The following is a 19,182-nucleotide window of genomic DNA, read 5'->3' as shown; positions in this document are numbered from 1 at the left end:
ACAGTTCAAAGTTGGCTTAAAAAGGGGAAGACTCGTTAAACATTCGCCTAATTGAAAATACAAGGGATTGAAAATAAGACAAGTGTATTCAACAATAAAGCGTTTTTATCTTTATCGTTTTCTTCTAATCCGGTCAAGAAAGGTTCGGATATTGGGAGTGCTTTTATAATTCTCTGAAAATTTATTCTCACTGGGAATTTTTTCTATGGAATTTCCCAACCAGGGATAAATGGTATTGAGAAAGGTAGAGACATCCGAAAATGAATTGGTGATAATTTCTTCTTTACACAAAACCCAAAACAATTCAATAAAGTTTGTTTTATCATCTATGGGAGGGGCTTCAAAAGGGCCTTTTATTTTCCGAAGGCGTTGATGTTTTTTTTCGGTTTCAAAGTGCATGTAAACAAAATACCGGATTTCGTTCTCGTATTGATGGTAATAATAGTCATTCAGATAATTCACCAGGTCTTTCTGCCCTATCCCCTCTTTTCCGTGGTATCCCTGCGGCCGCAGCTTTAATTTTAGGGATACAGTTGAAACCGGGGCAAAAAGATGATCTTTAAGTTTTATATTTGATCTTTCAGGTACTTCTTCAGGATTTTCTTTATAGTCCACTACTTTCCAAGAGCCGTCTATATATTTGACCCGCCGTTTTTTGATGTAAAAATATACGGCTGTTCCGCTAATTGCCGTGAACAGGATATAAATTACGGCAAAAGAAAAACGCCAGAACGATCCGTATGAATCATCCGAGAAAAAGTATATAAGCAGAAAAGTAAAGAGGATAAAAAGAGAAACAAAGAATATAAGATAGAGATATGTTTTGAAGAAATGTTTGATTTTTCGGGTGAACCTGTTAATGGCACGATCAATTTTCATCAACAGTATCCCGATATGTTCAAAAAAACGGTTCATACTTTATTCCAGGTATCCTCCATTTCCTTTTGCTTAAAATCTTCGGCGATTTTTACATAGCGCTTAAAAGAGCTTTCTTTCTTATGGCCCGTAATGTTCCGGACGACCAATTCTTTCATGCCTAGGATCAGGCTATTGGTCACAAAGGTTTTCCGGGCAGTATGGCTGGTAATCAATTCGTGTTTGGGAAGGGTTTTATCAATCCGTTTCTGGCCAATATACCGGGTAATAGTAGTTGGGGCGTCTATCTCTGCTTTCTCACAACATTTTTTAATATATTCATTAAACTTTTGGGAGGAGATCACCGGTAAAGGTTCATAAATAGTGTCCTTATATTTATCCAACAATGCCTTTGAATAATTGTTTAAAGGAATAATATGGTCAATGGTTTTGGTCTTTTGAATATTCAGCTTAATATGATCTTCAAAAATATTCGATGGCCTTAGCTGTCTTACGTCAGAAAACCTCAACCCTGTGAAACAACTAAAGCAATATGTATCCCTTACGTGCTCTAACTTTTTAGTCTCATATTCATGATTATACAGTGTCATTAACTCTTCCATGGTAAGATATATGACCTCGACTTCCTGTTCCGTAGTTTTAAATTTTTTGAAGTCATGATTATCATGGTAACCTCTCTCATGGGCCCAATTCATAAAGGTTTTAAGTATACTTATGATCTTGGCAAAGTAGTTTACAAGGATTTTCTTTTCTTGGAAGGCATAGTCCCTGAAATTCTCGAAAAAATCTATTGTAATTGTATCAAATCGAAGCAGATAATCCTTCTCTATCGAGAAATTCTCGATAAAGTTTTTTGCAGTTCCATATCTGATTAAAGTTCGTCCAGCCTTTGTACTTCTACCCTTCTCTATAAACTCATCAAATGAAGGTAAAAATTCGTGGGAGAAATTTAGCCTTTCACCGCTTTCCATCTTTACCATTATAAAAGATTTATTAGCCGCAATTTCGTTTAACAAAATATATCGGAATAGTTTTTTTGCCCTATTCTCATATTCATCAAGAATTTTGTTATACTCAATATGATTGTTATAAGGCTGAGATTTTAAAGGAGCTTTTATTCTTTGCTGTCTTTTACTCCAATCACTTTCCTTTGAAGAAACTCCTTTTACACGTTTCCTTATCCTATCATTATTAAATGTCAAACTATAAAATACAGGAGCATAACCTTCTTTATTTTTATTGCTTTTATCTAAATAAAACGAAACTTGCATATCTATTTAAGTGAATTTAAAGACTTTAAATTACTGACAAATATACTGACAGAATTTAGGTAAAAAAATGTTTAGATAAATTTAAACAAAATTATTTAAACCTCTCATATTAAATATTACATAGTTAAAATAAGTTTCAAAAAATTAAAATCATATGATACTCCCGCCCCGAGTACAGAAAAGCCTTGTAAAGTATTTATTTTACAGGGTTTTTTATTTTTTAGGGCAGCAGATAGACAACTTTATGATCTTATCTATAGCCGCTCATATTTAATTCCCCTTCTATTTAAGATATTCTTAAACTGATATAACACCGGTTTCTGCGCCTCAAATCATAACGATTGAATCCGGTGAACTTCATATTTCTCAAATAAAACCAATTTCGAAGCACCAGTCCTTTTGTCGTTACAGTTGGTTTCTCCCAGGACAATGCTTTTTTGATCATTCGTCTCCGTCGCCCTGCCAACCAACATAAACCTTAACTTACCCAAGGTTACGATAACAACAATAGAAAAAAAGGTAAAACGAAATTACGGAAGATTATTCATCATACGTTTGTTCGTTTTTTCAATTCGTCACGAACATCATTGTACCTTGAACTTACATATTTATTTTTTTTGTTTGGATGCATGCTCAATAGCATAACATGAAGTGTTCTAACATCACCGGTTTTCATATGATAATCAATTAATTTGTTAAATTCCTCGTAATCCTTATTTTCTATAATCTCTCTTACTTTGAAAAAAACCTGGTCATACTTGTCGATGTTTTGGTTTGTTGACATTTTATGGGGTGTTTTAGATCTATACAAATACTTCGCAGTATACTTAAACGCAAAAAATGGTAACATATGAATAAGTGCATACTATAGCATGTTGAAAAACATACGATAAATTCGGGCAACCGGACTATTGTATGTGAACGTCCGTATTTTCAATATGTTGGGTGGTAGAAATTTTGGGGATTGTTATACAAAAGAAACAAAAAAAAGGGGGGTGAAGATTAATTTAAGGTAAAATAAAATTTCTCTTCAGGAATATTAATGAACTCGTATAAACCTTTTTGTGGTTAAGATAAAGATAGCTAAAGAGTAAACAAGTTCATTATCTGTCCTGTTTTAACCTACAAAATTTTAAAGGTACAAACGAAAAAAATCGAAAAAGAAAAACTAAAATTATCCCGAAGCCTAACCTATATCATTATAACAGATATGATTCTGGTTATCGCTTTTATACTTCTTCATTTTTCAGAAGTGGAAATAAACGGAAGGTTCACTTACATTTTTATGTTAAGCATGTTTATTGTATTTATAATTATTAATATATGTGTCGTGTTTCAAATTTTAACAGGACACTAGTGTTATTCTCTATAAAATAAAAACCTATCATTAACACTTCAAATATTGACCGAAAAAGTAAATATTCCTAAAGACCACCTTATCCAGTTACTTTCAAAAGAGGTTACCATTATCTCAATAGGCAACCTCTTGTATTTTTCTATAATCGTATAATCTTATTCATCCTGTTCGGAGTATACCTTGTAATATTCCTCTATCTCCTTTTTAGAAAATCTTTCCAGATAGTGTTTCGGTAAAGCTGTGCTTTCCGGGGTATTCTGTGGTACTCGCTCCTTCCATTCCTTTTTACCATTGCCCTTAACAATATCAAAAGCATCATATAGCTGTCCCGTTGCGGTATAAGCTTCAAAAGAAAGTGTGCTCCCGTCAATAGATATTATCTGGTAGAGTTGTGTATTACTTGCGGCCCTGTCCATCCAGCGTTCCGTAGTTAGATTGTACATTTTAGGCCCGCTTACAGACACAACGTACATAGTTCCTGATTCGGTGTCTGTATTAGTTACACCCACCGGAAGGTTTCGCCCTCTTCCGTACGTATGATCGTGTCCCTGCAAAACAAGGTCTACTTTATATTTATCAAAAAGAGGTTTGAATGTCTCCCTGAATTCAAGGTTATCCCTTCCTTCCTTGGAAGAAAAAATGGGATGATGAAAGGTGATAACCGTCCATGCTTTCTTATTTTCAGACAAGATCCTGTCTAGCCAATTCGCCTGTTTTTCCCTGGAAGTCTCATCCAGGATAATTTCCTGGGAATTCAAAGAAATAATCCGGCAATTTCCGTAATCCAGGTAATAAACGGAACCTTCCAGGCCTTCGGGACCATTGGACGGCATATGAAATGTTTTCTGCCAGTGAACATCCAGTTGTAAATTTCCCTTTTCGTCCCGGTCGTATTCATGGTTCCCCGGTGACGGAACACTGGGTATCATGGCATGGATAAAACTCCCGGCATGATGCCACTCTCCCCATTCCTTGTCGTTATGTGTCCTGTTTATCAGGTCTCCGGCATGCAACATAAAACGGGCCCTGGGCATAGCACTGTAGGCCTGCCGGATAACCCTGGACCACATGGATTTTAAGTCGTTCTGTGCATCCCCGAAATATATAAAGGAAAACGGCTGGTCTTCTTTCGGGGCCGTACTGAAATGATACCACTCGCTCCAGGACTCCCCCTGCCCTACTCGGTACGCATATAAAGTTTCCGGTAACAGAGAATCGATTTTCACAGTGTGGTAATTAGCCCTGACACTATCAACTTCAAGAAATGATGTTTCCGCTTGCATACGTTTTGCTTTTGAGGGGAAATCCGGGGAAGCATCGGCTTCGGCTATTTCCAGATAGGAGATGCGGGTTTCGCCATCGGTCCTCCAGTTTACGGTCTGCGAAGTTCGCGGATCATCACTCCACGTCAATACGATACGGTCAGGAAAAGGGCCGGGCAAAAACTCCTGCCCGTTTACTACAGTGCAAAAAATACTGATCAGAAAAACAATTAATAGTTGGATCTTATACATAATTTATAGTTTTTAATTGAGATTAAACCGTACTCCGAAATTCCCCCAGGCAGAATAATACATATCGTCAAGAGGACGTCCATCTCCGAATTTGAAGGAGATCGGGGCATTGGTAATGTTACTGAGACTTACAAAAACACTCCACTTCTTGTTAAGTTTCTGAGATGCTGAAATATCTATCTGCTTCCTGCCTCGTTCCAGTTCATCCTGGTCGGCATTACTTCCTAATTCAGTTATATAAGTGTCATAAAAATACATGGATACCCGCCCGGAAAAACCGTATTTTTCATAGGAAAGCGAGATATTGCCCACATGAGGCCGCATTTCGGGGAGTTTTACGGTCCTCAGCTGCTCAATACCGGGAACCTCCATTTCCGAATCTACATACGTGTAATTTGCATAGATACCCAGACCGTTGAGAAATCCGGGGAGAAAAGTAAGCTGCTGTTGCCAGGACAATTCCAACCCTTTTACAGTAGCACTGGCGCCGTTTACCACCTGCTCCACCTCCCAGCCATCATATGTGCCGCCTTCCCGGATGTAATTGGATTCATAAAGGTAATTTTTGATCTTTTTATAAAAAACACCCCCGGATATCAGCCCTACGGATTGAAAATAGTGTTCAAAAAGCAGGTCGTAGTTTACCGAGGTAGCTTGTGTAAGTTCGGGATTACCCATATTTATTTCTTTCCTGCTGTTCAAAACCTCTTCCCAGGGAACCAGGTCGTAATAGCCGGGTCTGGAAAGCGACCTTGTTACTGCAAACCGGAAATTAGTATTCTCTTTAAATGTGTACTTAATATTTAATGAAGGAAAAAAACCGTCAAATGTTTTATCCGAATCAACTTTCCTGGTATCCAAATAATTACCATCTTCATCAAAATTCACCTGGTTTCCCTTATAATGAAATCCCGTTTGTTCGTAGCGTACTCCCCCTACCACTTCAAAATTATTAAAATTCAGTTTGGTCATAACATACCCGGCACCGAGGTATTCGTTCCCGAAAAAGGAATCAGGATCCGTATTCTGACGGGTATAGGTCTCATTGTCCGCAAACAGGTTTTTGTTATTTTGGTAAAAATTATCCAGGGCCTCGGCATCCGGAAAATTGTCCAGCACGTAATTATTATCGAAATGATCGTCTTTGCGGTAACCGGAAAGATAGTCGGCCAGAACAAATTCTCCTTCCCTGAGGTCGTGGAGAAAATAGTTCCTGGAACGATCATTATATTTATACCGGAATCGTCCGCCGAATTTCAATTCACCGGAGATATCACCTGCTGTATAAGATTTAGAAATGTTAAAAGTGAGTTGGGCATCATGGTCCCTGGAGGAATCATGACGGTTAATATACCGATTGGTGGTGTACTGAGAAGGATCGTAAGGATCAGCTTCCGTATAGTCGATCCGGGGAGCCTTGGGGTCAGAGATATCCAGCACTCCTGACATACCCCTCCTCTCGAAAGTGGCATTGTAATAAATAGGCTGATCGTAATTTCCGCCACTATAGGTGAGGTCGAAATCTACACTCCATGAAGAAAAGGAGGTTTTCCCTCCAAGGGAAAGGACCGTAAGATCGCGGTGATAATCCCGCCAGTTTCCGAACTGGGAAACCCGAATACCACTGATTTGGTTTGCAGAAACATATTCCCCTATGCCGGTTATCCTGCGCAACCTGTTCTGAATTTCATAGTATTTATTATAGGAGCCCCTTATATAGTATCTGGAATTGTCATCGGGATAGTAGTCGAACTCTGCGTTTACCCCTGCATTATCTCTTTTGATCATGTACCCGGTGAGATCATACTCCTCAAGCATTAGCTGTTCTCTTCCGTCAAATTCATACGTATCATATCCTTTTTCTACCCGGTCTTCACCCCGCCAGGTTCTCAGGTAATTAGCGCCCACAACAAATCCCGTTTTTTTTAATCGTTGCCCATAAGTTGCCCCGATCTCATAATTGGCTTTGTCTACCAGGTTATTGTAACCTACGGAAGCCTTTGCATCCAATGTCATAGAATTCAGGGGAGGGCTTTTGGTAATGATATTCACAGTCCCTCCGGTTCCGTCCGCATCCATATCCGGTGTTAATGTCTTTACCACTTCCACGGCTTCAACCACATCCGAAAGTACCCCGTTAAGGTCGGTATCACGATACCCGGTGCTGGTAGAAGGTAACCTGGTACCGTTAATGGTAATGGAGCTCAGGCCCTGACCAAGTCCCCTGATCACAATATCCCTGGCAAGACCGTAGCTGTATCCTACGGCTACACCGGGAACCCTTTGCAGGGATTCGCTCAGGGTCATATCCGGAAAGCGCTCCATTTGTTCCCTGGACATTACATATTTTATATTTTCGGCAGCCTTCATTTGCGAAAGGGCTTTTACTTCCCCACGGCGGATACCGGTTACGGTAACTCCTTCCAACTGGTCAAATACCGGTACAAGTGCAAAATCCTCCCTTATCGTTTCATCATTCCGGATGTTGACTTCTCTTTGCTGTTTTTCATAACCCACATAAGTTACTTCCAGAACAGCTGTGCCTTCGTTAAGGTCACTAAGCCTAAAGTTACCTCTTTCATCGGCAACAGTCCCCTTCGATGTTCCCCGGATGACTACAGTAGCATAAGGAAGTACTTCATCATTGTCCTTTCCTTTTATATTTCCTATGATGACTCCTTTACCTATCGGATTTTCTCTCCTGACCACCCTAGGTTTTAATATAATATTTCTCCCGCTTACCGCATACCAGACAGATTCAGGTAAACTGCTCTGGAGGACATTTTCGAGAGGTTCCCGATTAAATTTTCGGGAGATCTTCTTATTAAGGTCAATCTTGCTTTCACTATATACAAACTTAATTTCCAGCTGTTGTTCTATGATATTTAAAAAATATTTGAGGCTTTGGTTGTCCACAGTCAGTGAAACCCGTTCCCTGAGAATATCCGGCTCAGTGTTAAAAGCGCATAGAGAATCACTGTAAAAAAACGTACTACACCCGGCCAACCATAAAAAAAGGACAGGAATTTTCTTTTTTCTAAAAATTAATTTTCTCATTTTTGAAATTGCATTTAGTTTATAAAATCAATTATTGGTTTTAGCCGGAAAATAGTTCCAATATTTTCCGGTTTTTTTTAACATCCTTCTCCTGATATTACAATCTTCTTTTCCCCGGGCACCACCCGATATTCGCAGTGTATAGAAAGACAAATGATATTAAGGATGGTTTTTAGCGATTGTTTTTCAAAGGAAGCGGTTATCATACATTTTTTTATACTTTCATCCGTATACTCAAAAGAAACGTCATAAGCTTCGGCCAGGTAATTCATGGCATCACCCAGGGGAATATTGTCAAAGTCAAATATGTTGTCCTTCCACGCAATCGTATTGTGGATATTGTGCACTTTTACTTTTTGCAACCTGCCGGAAGTTTGCAGGTATTCCGCCCGGTCACCTTGCCGAAGTAACACCTGGTCTCCTTTGTGGTTCTTTACGGCAACTTTCCCTTCAATGACACTCACTTGTTCGTCTGTTCCCCTGGAATTTATATTAAAAGAAGTCCCCAGCACTCTTGTTATCAGGCGCGGGCTTTCTATAACAAACGGTCGCAGAGAGTCCCTGGTCACTTCAAAATAGGCTTCTCCTTTCAGCCGGACATTGCGCACACCCTGTTCATCAAAATTATAGGCGAGCAAAGCATTCCGGTTAAGCCATACAGAAGAACTGTCGGGGAGCAAAATCTTAAGGTGCTGATTATCTGTAGTTGTAAATGTAGTCCATCGGGCAGATCTGAGCAAAATTGCCGGGACAAGCCCCAATAAACACAAAAAAACGGCTGCTGCACTCCACCACAACTTTTTCCGTCCTTTGTTCTGGTTTCCCTTCTGGGCAATCGCAGTATTAACCTTCAACCCGGCACTTTCTCTATCAAAAGAGGCATACGATATATTTCCGGCCATGTTCCACTGCAATGCCAGTTCATCAAAAGTCTTTTGATAATCCTCATTTTTTTCGAGCAGTTCGGAAAGCATATGAATTTCCGCTTCGTCCGCTTCATTGGAAAAATATTTGGTGGTCAGTTCCCAGAATTTGTCTTGCATGTCCTATGGCAATTTAGGTCTCTCATTTATAAAGACCGGTTTCCGGGCAAGAACCTACTACCGAAGTTCTTTAACAAAAGGTTAAATAAAGTTTACCTGGAAGAATAATCTTTAGACAGGTTTTCATAGAGAAAACGGACAGCACTTACCATGTGATTCTGCACCGTATGTATAGATATATCCAGCGCAGCTGATATTTCCTTATATTTCAACCCATTCACCCGGTTCAGAAGAAAAACAGTCCGGCGTTGTTCGGGCATTTTCTGAATGACAGCCATTACCTGTTCCAGGGATTCCCGTGAAATGGTATGGGACTCGTGGTCGGTCGTTTTTAAGTCCGGATAGCTATGCCCCCCGTTTGTCGAACCGTGTATTTTTTCTTTTTCGACAATTTGAATCGACCTGTTCTTTACACTGGTATGGAGGTAACTTCTGACATTAAGAATGTCTGTTTTTTTCCGGTTTTCCCAGATCTTAATAAAGACATCGGCTACTATTTCCTCGGCCAATTCTTTTGACCTGGTAAAATGCCGGGCATAGAAACACAGCCTGGAAAAGTATTTATCAAAAAGAATACCCAGTGCTTCTTCCCTGCCTGCCTGGATTTGTTTGTAAAGGATTTCATCCTGCATGGGTTTTTCTTTGGAATGTTAAAACTATACGTTTTGGCCAACAGGATCGTTAGGGGGAAATTAAATTATTGTAAAAGAAAATTCTTTAAGAAGCAAACAGGACGCATCGCTTTGTTCCTTTCTACAGGGATTAATCCTGTACGGAACAAGTTATTGTTACTGTCACTTATTGAACGACGAGTTCATTTATAATCCCGAAACCTGCAAAACTTTTTATAACAACTCCATTTTTTAGAGCATGTTTAAAAAGAATTCATCCCGATAATCTTCGGGATCAAAAAAAGCCTTCATATGAAACAGGGTGGAGCGTATAAAAATAACCCTATGGGTTATTTTAGCGAACGAGCCAGCCGGCGCAAGGGTGTTTTTCGCTACAATCAATCCTTTTTAAACATGCTCTTATCTAAAAGCAGCATCTCCGTGTTTATAAAAGTTATAATACAGTATGAATATTCCTATTGTTTTTTATTTTTTTAGTTTATAAATTGAAACCCGATTTTTGTTTTAATTTTTTTGTTCATGTTTACTCTAAGCAAATTAAAGATATACTCCCGTTATGAAGGCGATGGAGATCAATGGTTAAGGACTGCCTTGCCTTGGGAAAAGAGAGAGATTACCATAAGCGAATGGTTATTGTTGGAAGATCTTGATAATGCCTCAGGAAAGAGTGTCCTGGAAAACAGGACATTTAAGAAATTATGCGACAATGATAAAACAGTTGCGTATTTAAAAAAGCTATTGGCAACAAAATAGGATAAGCGATCCTATTTCAAAAAAGAAGGCCGGCCAGAAAAGACAATTTGATTTCAGGTAAATGAAGTAATGTTGCCGGCCTTCCCACCAAAAAATGCTTTTTTATAACTTCCCTTAGTCTGGCAATGATAAATAAACCAGGGAGCAAGCCCCCTGGTCTACCCTACTATACACAAAGTGAAGAAAACCAAATTAATAAAACTAAACCCCTGCTTTTTATAATGAGATATCTGTAGTATGCTTTTTCTTTTCCTCTTGTGAATCCCCAGTTCTCCCAGAAACGTCCATACCAAGAGACAACCCTATTTCATCAAAAATAAGTTCCGGGGAAACTGTACCAAGTCCTGTTCTGTATATCGATCCCACAGGTTCACCCGTAAAACTTGAATTTAACCAATAAAGCTTTCTGAACAGGTTATCAAAATCCATGGAAAGTGTAGCGGACACGTTGGTGTTTACCATGGTAGAAAGCGGATCTGTCCCGTCAGTGCTTCCCTTCAGAATAACATCCGAATCATCGCCTGGCTCGCCAAGATCCGCAACATAGATATCTTTACCAAGCATATCAATGGCCATTCCTCCGATAATACGGAAATTCTCACTATCATACACCGTACTTAAGGAATTGTCACTCAACGAAATCTTATTGACTTTATTCCGTGCTTCTACAAAATATAAACTATGGGTAAGCAGGTTGTAATCCATTTCACTTACATCGTTTAAAATACCTTCCCGAAGAATATCAACCGTTCCCCCGTTCATACCTGTTTTTTTAATTGCGATGGAAAAGTCGGAAGAATTGCTTTCCGCATAAAACACCTTATCGATCAAAGCGCTAACGGCAAGGGCATTTATGGTTTCGTTGGTCTGAAGGATAATTTGTGCATTACTGCCATTCTCTGCGTTGACTTTAACAATTCTGGAAACAGGCTCAGAAGTTTCCGGATCAACGTCCTGCACGACATAATACAGTTCCCCCGTAAGAGGGGACGCCGCCAGGGCAGGTATAAAACCTGTGCTGTTTATGATCGGGGTCCGGGAAGTATTTCCGGAAAGAGACCGGACACCCTTAAAAATAGAGAAACCATTGGCATCTGCTTCGATCCAGAATACCGGTAGCACCAGGTTCTCAAAAACATCCAGACCTCCTAAAAACAATTCATGTCCGTCAATTTTAACGGTTAAAGGTCCTGAAATAGCGTCTTCGGACAATCTTACCGTAACACTACTGTTAGCATTAAAGGCGACTATACCAGCTTCTTCTCCGTTTTGTCTTACGTGTAACGAATTTTTATCTGTACCTACGTCACCTTTTATCTGTATAAGAGAGCCCTGAGCGGCTACAGGTGTTACTACTTCCAGGTCACTAAGATTGGAAGTTTCCTCCATAAGATCAGTTTCTTCATCGCTACAGCCCACAAACAGGAAGTTAAGGACCAATATAGAGACCAGAAGGGTCGAAAGATTAGCAATATACCCTGTTTTATTCAAGGTATTCTGTTTTGGTATTGTTTTCATTTTTATTTTTTGTGGTTAAAGGTTAATTATAAAAAACTCCCTAGATAAAACTGTCATCAATTAGGCCGGGACCCAGTTTTTGTTATTTAAAAAGTCCAGTCGGTCCATCCCGTCCATCCAGGTATCGCTGGGGCCAAAAGTTCCGCGATAGGTAACTTGCTGGAAATATCCGGGAAGCCCGGTAAAGCTGGTTGGGTTGTGTAATAATCCCGATCCTGCTTCCGGTCGTAAATCGGGCTGATTGCCATCGAGGTCAAGTTCATCTTCTGCCCTGTCACGTGCACAGGAAGCTCCCACCAAAATGGCGGTTATAACCAATAAAAAATCACATGATTTTATAAGATTTTTCATTTTGGTTTGTGTTTTGATTTTTAAGAAATTGTTCATTTTTTGCTAAGGTGTATAACCAATTTCGGACACACTTTTTATTCAATCTTCAGATCAAAATACTCTCCATTGTTAATTCCCGTAAAAAGATCTTCGACTACCGAACCATCTAGAGCTACCCTTTTGATAACCCCATTAAGAGCACTGTTAATCCAGAACAAAAAGCCATTTTCCAGGTCAATTTCCAGATCGGTAACGGGTACACCGCTTTCGGAATTTATGATTTCTGTAATAGCGATGAGATTTCCGCTGCCGTCCATATTTCCGGAATAAATAGTCGTTTTAGTAGTATTGTTTTCCGGTGAAAAATCATTATCTAAAATATATAGTTTTCCACTATCTGGATTGAGGGCGATATTGCGGACTTCATCTGTTAATCCATCGGAAGTATCAAACAATACCTCCAGGGTTCCACTGCCGTCCAGATTGCCCTTGTACACAGCTCCGGTGCTTTCCCCGGTAAAAAAGTCCAGTGCACTAACGCCTGCGTAGAATTTTCCGGCGACAGGATCGATCTTTAGTCCGGTTGAGATCGAAATCTTATTTTCTATGGATATAGTATTCAGGGCATGCACAGTTATACTCCCCGGATTGCCCTTATAAACTACAACGTTGACAGCTGGTAATCCTGTATCAAAGTCAAAGCCTTCTTCAACAGCTTCAAAATATAAAACGTTTGCCTGTCTATCCAATGCTATGTCGTATATTGTATAGCTTATAAAATTGGACGGGTCATCGTTAAGGCTTAAAACGATTTGCGGAGTACCGCTACCATCTATAGGTGCACTATATATATCAGCGCCATCACCCCTGCTATTATCTGCCCAATATATCAGCTCGCGTTGTGCGTCTATGACCAAACCATTTACTGCCGCATTATTCTCATATAGCGTTTCTATTTGTACTCCATCTTCCTGTATGATCCCCCTTTTGATATTTCCATCACTATCCGTCCAGTAGGTTTCCTTGACTTCCACAGGAATGGCATTAATGGTAAAGGCCACCTGGTTAGAGGTAAATGCCCCCCGTTGAACAGTGATCATTACTTCCCCGGGCTCTAAGCCTTCAGGAACTGTGATCGTAATTTCATCAATTCCGAATTCATCATCTTCATCTTCAATACTGTCCGGTTCCACTTCTTTATTACCTATAAATACAGTAGGCAGAATATTACCTTCCACAAAGTATTTGCCGGTAATGACAATTTCATCATTCGCAATTCCGGAATTTGGTCTTACCTCCGATATGACCGGTGCCGGCATGGAATTATCTACCACAAAATCCTGTGACGAAACTGCTTCCTGCCCTCTTACCGTAACTTTTACGGGACCATTAATTTCCGGTGAGTCAGGTACAATTACGGTCAGTTGAGTTGCTGTTGCTTTTTTTACGAGTACATCCCCTGCCGAAGCGGCGCTATCAGTAGCGGTAAAGTCTACGTCATTTCTGGAAATATATTCCGTATCAAATCCGGTACCGGTGATCACCACTTCTCCTCCTACACGGGCCGTCAGCGGTTCAATTTCCGTAATTTTTAAGTCGGGCAAAGGAGAAAGGTCAATATCATCATCGTTACAGGAGAGTGCCAGAAACACGAATACGATCCAAATCAGGGTTGGCCTAAGTCCCGCTTTAGTACCTTTGGGAAGGTTAGTTGATTTATCCATCATAGTTGTACTTGTATATCTATCGTAAAAAAGCATTTATTAAAAAATCACCGGTCCGTAACCGGACCAGTGATCTTATTGTTTAAAAAGTTTTAAAAAGTCCAGTTGGTCCAGCCGTCCATCCAGCTATCGTTGGGGCCAAAAGCTCCTCGATAGGTAACTTGCTGGAAATACCCGGGAAGCCCGGTAAAGCTGGATGAGTTCAATAATCCTGATCCGGCTTCCGGTCGTAAATCAGGTTGATTTCCAATGCTCCAGGCACCATCACGAAGTCCGACCCTGTCTCCCATAGTGAATCCGGATGTAGTACAGCTAAATGCTGTCACAATGTTATTGTTTAATGCTGGGGTCAGGAAGGTATTATTAAAGTTTAATCCTGTAGCATCATCCAGTGTTCCCAAACGGGCTCCTTGACCAGGAGCAGGAATAACAATAGTTGTGTTCCTGACATCAATCAAATTATCCGCTAATGTGGTCGATGTATTGAAATTAGCTGCACCCGCATCATTGATCCGGATACCACTCTCAAAACCTAATATTACAGTATTGTAAATGTTCTGGTCGGAATCATCCCTGAAGTAAATCCCGGAACTATAATTAGGATTCACCGTACCGCTGCAATTGTTTTGATAGGGTCCTACAAAAGTAAAGTTGCTGAAATTAGCCTGGGTAAAATTATTTGGCCTGGGCAGGTAATCATCATCATCATCTCCATTGGTTTCACTACCGTTTAAAGGTGCGGATGAAAGCCAGTTTCCGTTTTGTTCCCTTATGGAAACACCAAACTGCAGATTACCGTTATAACCCTGGTCGGTATCGAAATCATCATCCCCGTTCCTGTTGGCTACCAGGTATTTTGCATTGACTGTACCTCCGAAAAACTCAAAACCGTCATCAAGCCCGTAGGACACTTGGATATACTCCAGGGTAGTTCCGGAACCTACTCCTCCCAAGGTAAGCCCGTTCAATTCATTAGCCTCCCCGATCTCATCACCGGCATACTCAATACGTACATAGCGTATGATACCGGAATCATCATTATTAACAGGCGGATTTTGACCATATAGCCCTGTATTATTAGGAGTTGGCAGCCCTTCAATGGCTCCAACACCATCCGATGTACCAGGAATACCGGGATTAGCAATGTTTACCGATGCCCTGCCTAAAACAACAACACCTCCCCAATCACCGGGTTCTGGGCTGGTCTGATTTGAGGTAAAGACAATAGGATCAGTAACCGTTCCGTCAGCTTCTATTTTTCCACCGCGTTCAATAACCAGGGTGCCGGGAGCTATAGAACACCCATTACCAGTTTGGTTTCCCCTGATAATAACTCCTGGCTCAATGGTAATAGTTACCCCGGACTGCACCCTGAAATAGTTGTTTAAAACATAGGTATTCCCCGAGGTCAGGGTGATGTCGTGATCGACGATGACATCCCCGTTCGGGTTTACGGTAAAGTCAAAGGGGGCCGGGCTGGTAGGGCATCCCAGTTCAATAGTTGCCAATGCCGTGGCATAGTGGGCATTGAGGTTAATTTCATCCTCCGCATTGTCACGCGCGCAGGAGGCAACCACCAATATGGCGGTTATAGCCAATAAAAAATTACATGATTTTATAAGATGTTTCATTTTTCGTTTTTTAAATAAAAATTTCTTTGGTGTTATTTTACATATCGCTGTTCTGAAGAACAGTAACCATCTTTTTCGAATGGGAACCTGTAAATTCCCGTTTTTGGTTAATCGGGGCTATATACTTTGTTCATTGGCAAACATGGGTTTTGGGGTTCAACTTCTTTTTAAGGGTTATTTGAATAGTGCACTATCATAATGTCAGGGATAAACCGAATGTGATATAACTCCCTTCTTTAAATTCCCGCTCCATATAGTCACCTCTCCATGTTGTACTACCATCACCATCTGATATGGCATTCTCATACCCGGGGTCATATTTCTCATTTCGATTACCATCACGATAAAACTGGTAAGGTGCGTTTAACAGGTTCTGTACACCTGCCTTAAGCAGGAGGTTTCTGGTAAGCTGCTGTGAAAAGGTAAGATCCACCAGGTGCCGCCTGCGTTCATAGAGCGCCCCGACATCGGAATTGTTGGCGCCTTCCGCAATACGCAACCGGTGGCCGATAACATTATACATTATCGAAACTTTTGTAGGGCTGTCCTGCTGTCCGTAGTAAAGCCCTGCATTTAACAAGTAAGGAGAGGTTCCCTGTAATGGCCTGTTTCTTCCGTTAAAATCTATCCTGCTTTCCACCAGTGTTCCATTAATAATGGTGGATATGTCCTTAAAGACAGGTCCTATAAACCCCAGGTTTTTACGGATCTCCAGCTCCACTCCATATACCTCTGCCAAATCCGTATTCAATGGACGCATTAATGGTAGTGACCAGCCGGCTGAGGAGGCATCATACATTTCAATCGCGTTTTTAAGGCGTTTATAAAAAGCCCCTACAGCCAGAAATTCGGAAGGGGAAGGGTAATGCTCCACCCGGATATCGTAATTGTCTATTTCGGAGTTTAACAATAGGGGGTTACTGGATACATTAAACCCGGCTTCAAAATCAAAAAACCGGAAATTGGACTGTTCCCGGTATTGCGGGCGGTCTATGGTACGCCCGTATGCCGCCCGGATGGCCGTCTTGTCCGAAAGGTTATAGGTAATGTTTATGGACGGTAATATAAAATCTTGTATCTTATTGGGTGTTTTTTCATAAGTAAGAGGAGTATTACTTACAATTATAGAATCTAAGGATTCCCCGTTTTCATCGTAGAGCAGGCGTTTGTTCCATTCAAACCGGGCTCCGGCATGTATCTTCAGTTTTTCATGGAATAAGGGTATGGTAACCGCCGCATATCCTGCCCGGACCTTATCATCAAAACTATACCTGCCCGGGTAGGCGCTGGCAACAGGAGGATCCAACGTCACACCTCCTGGACGGAATTGCGTGTATAGGGTATCAATTATATTGATCCACGGTGCGGAGCCACTTATACTACTTGCGTCCAACCCTTGGGTTGCTTCGATTACTACCATTGAAGAATTAAAACTCCTATCCCGTTGTTCCATATACCCGCCAACCTTAAGTTCAAGGCCATTTATAAAATCTTTAGTATAATCAAGTTGGTAAATTTTGGCTTCTTCATCGGTATCAAAAGAAATACGGGTATTATAATTATCGCCCCCGGCATTCAATTGCGGTGTCCAAAGGAGGTTATTTTGATCTAACAAAAACTTGTATCTCTGTAAATCAGGCATATTGTCGTAAGCTTTGTTATACCCGGCTGCCCAATGAATATGGTGTTTTCCTATCTGGTGGTCCCCGCTTAACTGTGCCTGGAACAGATCGCGTACATTATACCGGTAGGAAAATACCTTTGATCTAAAATCGGCTGCATCTATACCTTCCCTGTTATAAAGATCATCGGTAGCCCTTCGGGTAGCAAAAGAAGTCAGGTCTATTTTGTGATTGTCGTTGATAATCAGGCCGAGGTTTTGCATAGCGCTAAGCCTGATCCGCTCCGTATAAAGGGAATCAGTATATATACCATTATTTTGACTATTAATACTGCCGTCCTCCGGACGAACAAAAAACTTCCCCGCGTCAAAGGCCAGATCGGTCTTTACAAACTGTCTTTGCTGTTCGTAATTGACATAGGTAAGATTGTTAAGGCGTGCAGAGCCGATTTTCCAGGAGTCATTATAGTTTATATATGCCCTCATGTCCATACCGTGATATTTTCGCTGTGGTGTTCTTACGCCGGGCATCTGTGCACCTATATGGGCTATCTCATCCGAATAACCGGATCTTGGTATGGTATAAGTTGGGTCCCGGAGAATACCCGGCAGTTCCCGGTCTTCTACTCCACCTCCATACCAGTCTTTGTTGCTGCCCTCATAGGTATAATAGTGGGAAAGGCTGGAACCCATGGTCCTGTATTGCTGAAGGTAATTCACTTCGAGCCGCCTGGCCACCGCGGTATTTTTGGTTTGTATTTTTACTACGCCCCCTCCGAAGTTTCCGGGAAGTTCCGGGGAAGGGGATTTATGCACCATCATTTGATCGATGACAGAAGAAGGTAGCAGGTTATAGCTAAAAGCCCGGGTATCCATTTCGGTACTGGGCGTAACCATGCCATTTATCATCGTTAAATTATAACGCGGGCTCATACCGCGGAGCACCACAAAATTATCCAACAGGCTTACCCCGGGCACCCTGCGCACCACTTCGCCGGCATCGAGATCAAAGGAACGGGAAATCTGCTCGTTTGATATTCCTGTAACCACCACCGGGCTGGACCTGATGGCGCTTACCAGGCTTTCTTCGGTAGAGTTTCCAAGCGGGGCGTATCTGACATCGACCGGGGCATATATAACCACCTCATCCAGTTCGGCGGTATTTTCCTTTAACCCTATACTGATCTCGGTAATATTGTTGGGGGTCACTTCAATGGTAATACTGCGAGGCGTATACCCCAGGAAAGATACTTCCACTATATGCTGCCCCACCGGAACCTCATCCATCCGGAAAAAACCGTCGCCATCCGCGGCAATTCCAAGATTGAGCTCCCGGATGATCAACGAGGCCCCTGCCAATGGCTCCCGGACATCATCAGTATCATACACTCTGCCACGTATACTCCCAGTAGGTGGTTTACGATTTTTGGGATCATTGGTTTCATATACTACTATGGTATAGTCCATAATATTAAAGGCCAACGATGTTTTGCGTTCAAGAATACGCAATACACTCTCTATATCTTCATTGGAAACACGGATATTCCGGATTGTCATGCTTTTTATTGGTGCCCCATAAGCAAATTGGTATGGTGTCTGGGCCTCTATGGAGGCAAACAATTGCCCGAGTACTATCCTGTCAAAATCCAGGTTAATGTCATTAGTTGCGGTAGTGGTTGGATTGGCCTGTGCAAAACAGATACAGCACGTGGTCATTAAAATAAGATCGTATATTTTCATTGAATGCTTGCTTTTTTTTATTTTATTTGCATACAAAAGCCCTCTATCCTTCGCTATCTTATAGCGTGGATGTTGAGGAATTTTATTTAAGTTTTAATGAAGGAGCTCGGATATT

The 19,182-nt window shown here is 41.0% G+C and carries 13 protein-coding genes; 1 reads left to right on the top strand and 12 read right to left on the bottom strand.

Features of this window, described 5'->3' with window-relative positions; translation table 11 throughout:
• Positions 1-111: 111 nt before the first annotated feature.
• The 7 genes from ACVBDU_RS19025 to ACVBDU_RS18995 form a co-directional block, all read right to left on the bottom strand.
• A complete protein-coding gene (locus tag ACVBDU_RS19025; protein WP_447181311.1) occupies positions 112-915 on the bottom strand; it encodes a hypothetical protein in 804 nt (267 codons plus the stop codon).
• On the bottom strand, positions 912-2,147 hold the full coding sequence (locus ACVBDU_RS19020; protein ID WP_447181310.1) for a site-specific integrase: 1,236 nt from the start codon (positions 2,145-2,147) through the stop codon (positions 912-914). The genes ACVBDU_RS19025 and ACVBDU_RS19020 overlap by 4 nt, the downstream gene beginning before the upstream one ends.
• Positions 2,148-2,694: 547 nt before the next feature.
• On the bottom strand, positions 2,695-2,931 hold the full coding sequence (locus ACVBDU_RS19015; protein ID WP_447181309.1) for a hypothetical protein: 237 nt from the start codon (positions 2,929-2,931) through the stop codon (positions 2,695-2,697).
• A gap of 728 nt (positions 2,932-3,659) precedes the next feature.
• The gene (locus ACVBDU_RS19010; RefSeq protein ID WP_447181308.1) at positions 3,660-5,018 is read right to left on the bottom strand and encodes a purple acid phosphatase family protein; all 1,359 of its coding nucleotides are present in this window, start codon (positions 5,016-5,018) and stop codon (positions 3,660-3,662) included.
• 12 nt (positions 5,019-5,030) lie between these two features.
• A complete protein-coding gene (locus ACVBDU_RS19005) occupies positions 5,031-8,075 on the bottom strand; it encodes a TonB-dependent receptor (protein WP_447181307.1) in 3,045 nt (1,014 codons plus the stop codon).
• Positions 8,076-8,152: 77 nt separating this feature from the next.
• The gene (locus ACVBDU_RS19000; RefSeq protein WP_447181306.1) at positions 8,153-9,118 is read right to left on the bottom strand and encodes a FecR family protein; all 966 of its coding nucleotides are present in this window, start codon (positions 9,116-9,118) and stop codon (positions 8,153-8,155) included.
• Between the two features lie 92 nt (positions 9,119-9,210).
• Positions 9,211-9,750, bottom strand: a complete 540-nt coding sequence (locus ACVBDU_RS18995; RefSeq protein ID WP_447181305.1) for an RNA polymerase sigma factor — start codon at positions 9,748-9,750, stop codon at positions 9,211-9,213.
• Positions 9,751-10,269: 519 nt separating this feature from the next.
• On the opposite strand from ACVBDU_RS18995, the gene ACVBDU_RS18990 reads away from it, so the two are divergent.
• Positions 10,270-10,503 carry a hypothetical protein gene (locus ACVBDU_RS18990; RefSeq protein ID WP_447181304.1) on the top strand — a complete coding sequence of 78 codons (234 nt, stop codon included), beginning with the start codon at positions 10,270-10,272 and terminating at the stop codon, positions 10,501-10,503.
• 216 nt (positions 10,504-10,719) lie between these two features.
• On the opposite strand, the gene ACVBDU_RS18985 is transcribed toward ACVBDU_RS18990, so the two are convergent.
• The 5 genes from ACVBDU_RS18985 to ACVBDU_RS18965 form a co-directional block, all read right to left on the bottom strand.
• A complete protein-coding gene (locus ACVBDU_RS18985) occupies positions 10,720-12,021 on the bottom strand; it encodes a hypothetical protein (protein WP_447181303.1) in 1,302 nt (433 codons plus the stop codon).
• A gap of 60 nt (positions 12,022-12,081) precedes the next feature.
• The gene (locus ACVBDU_RS18980) at positions 12,082-12,372 is read right to left on the bottom strand and encodes a hypothetical protein (RefSeq protein WP_447181302.1); all 291 of its coding nucleotides are present in this window, start codon (positions 12,370-12,372) and stop codon (positions 12,082-12,084) included.
• Positions 12,373-12,446: 74 nt separating this feature from the next.
• A complete protein-coding gene (locus tag ACVBDU_RS18975) occupies positions 12,447-14,078 on the bottom strand; it encodes an IPT/TIG domain-containing protein (RefSeq protein WP_447181301.1) in 1,632 nt (543 codons plus the stop codon).
• Positions 14,079-14,167: 89 nt separating this feature from the next.
• A complete protein-coding gene (locus ACVBDU_RS18970) occupies positions 14,168-15,706 on the bottom strand; it encodes a beta-helix domain-containing protein (protein WP_447181300.1) in 1,539 nt (512 codons plus the stop codon).
• A 193-nt stretch (positions 15,707-15,899) separates the two neighbouring features.
• Complete coding sequence (locus ACVBDU_RS18965; RefSeq protein WP_447181299.1) at positions 15,900-19,067, bottom strand: TonB-dependent receptor; 3,168 nt, start codon at positions 19,065-19,067, stop codon at positions 15,900-15,902.
• Positions 19,068-19,182: the final 115 nt, after the last annotated feature.

It is taken from the genome of Sinomicrobium endophyticum, assembly GCF_052983315.1.
Note: the sequence above shows the minus strand (reverse complement) of the source record. Positions and strands in the feature narration are given on the sequence as shown.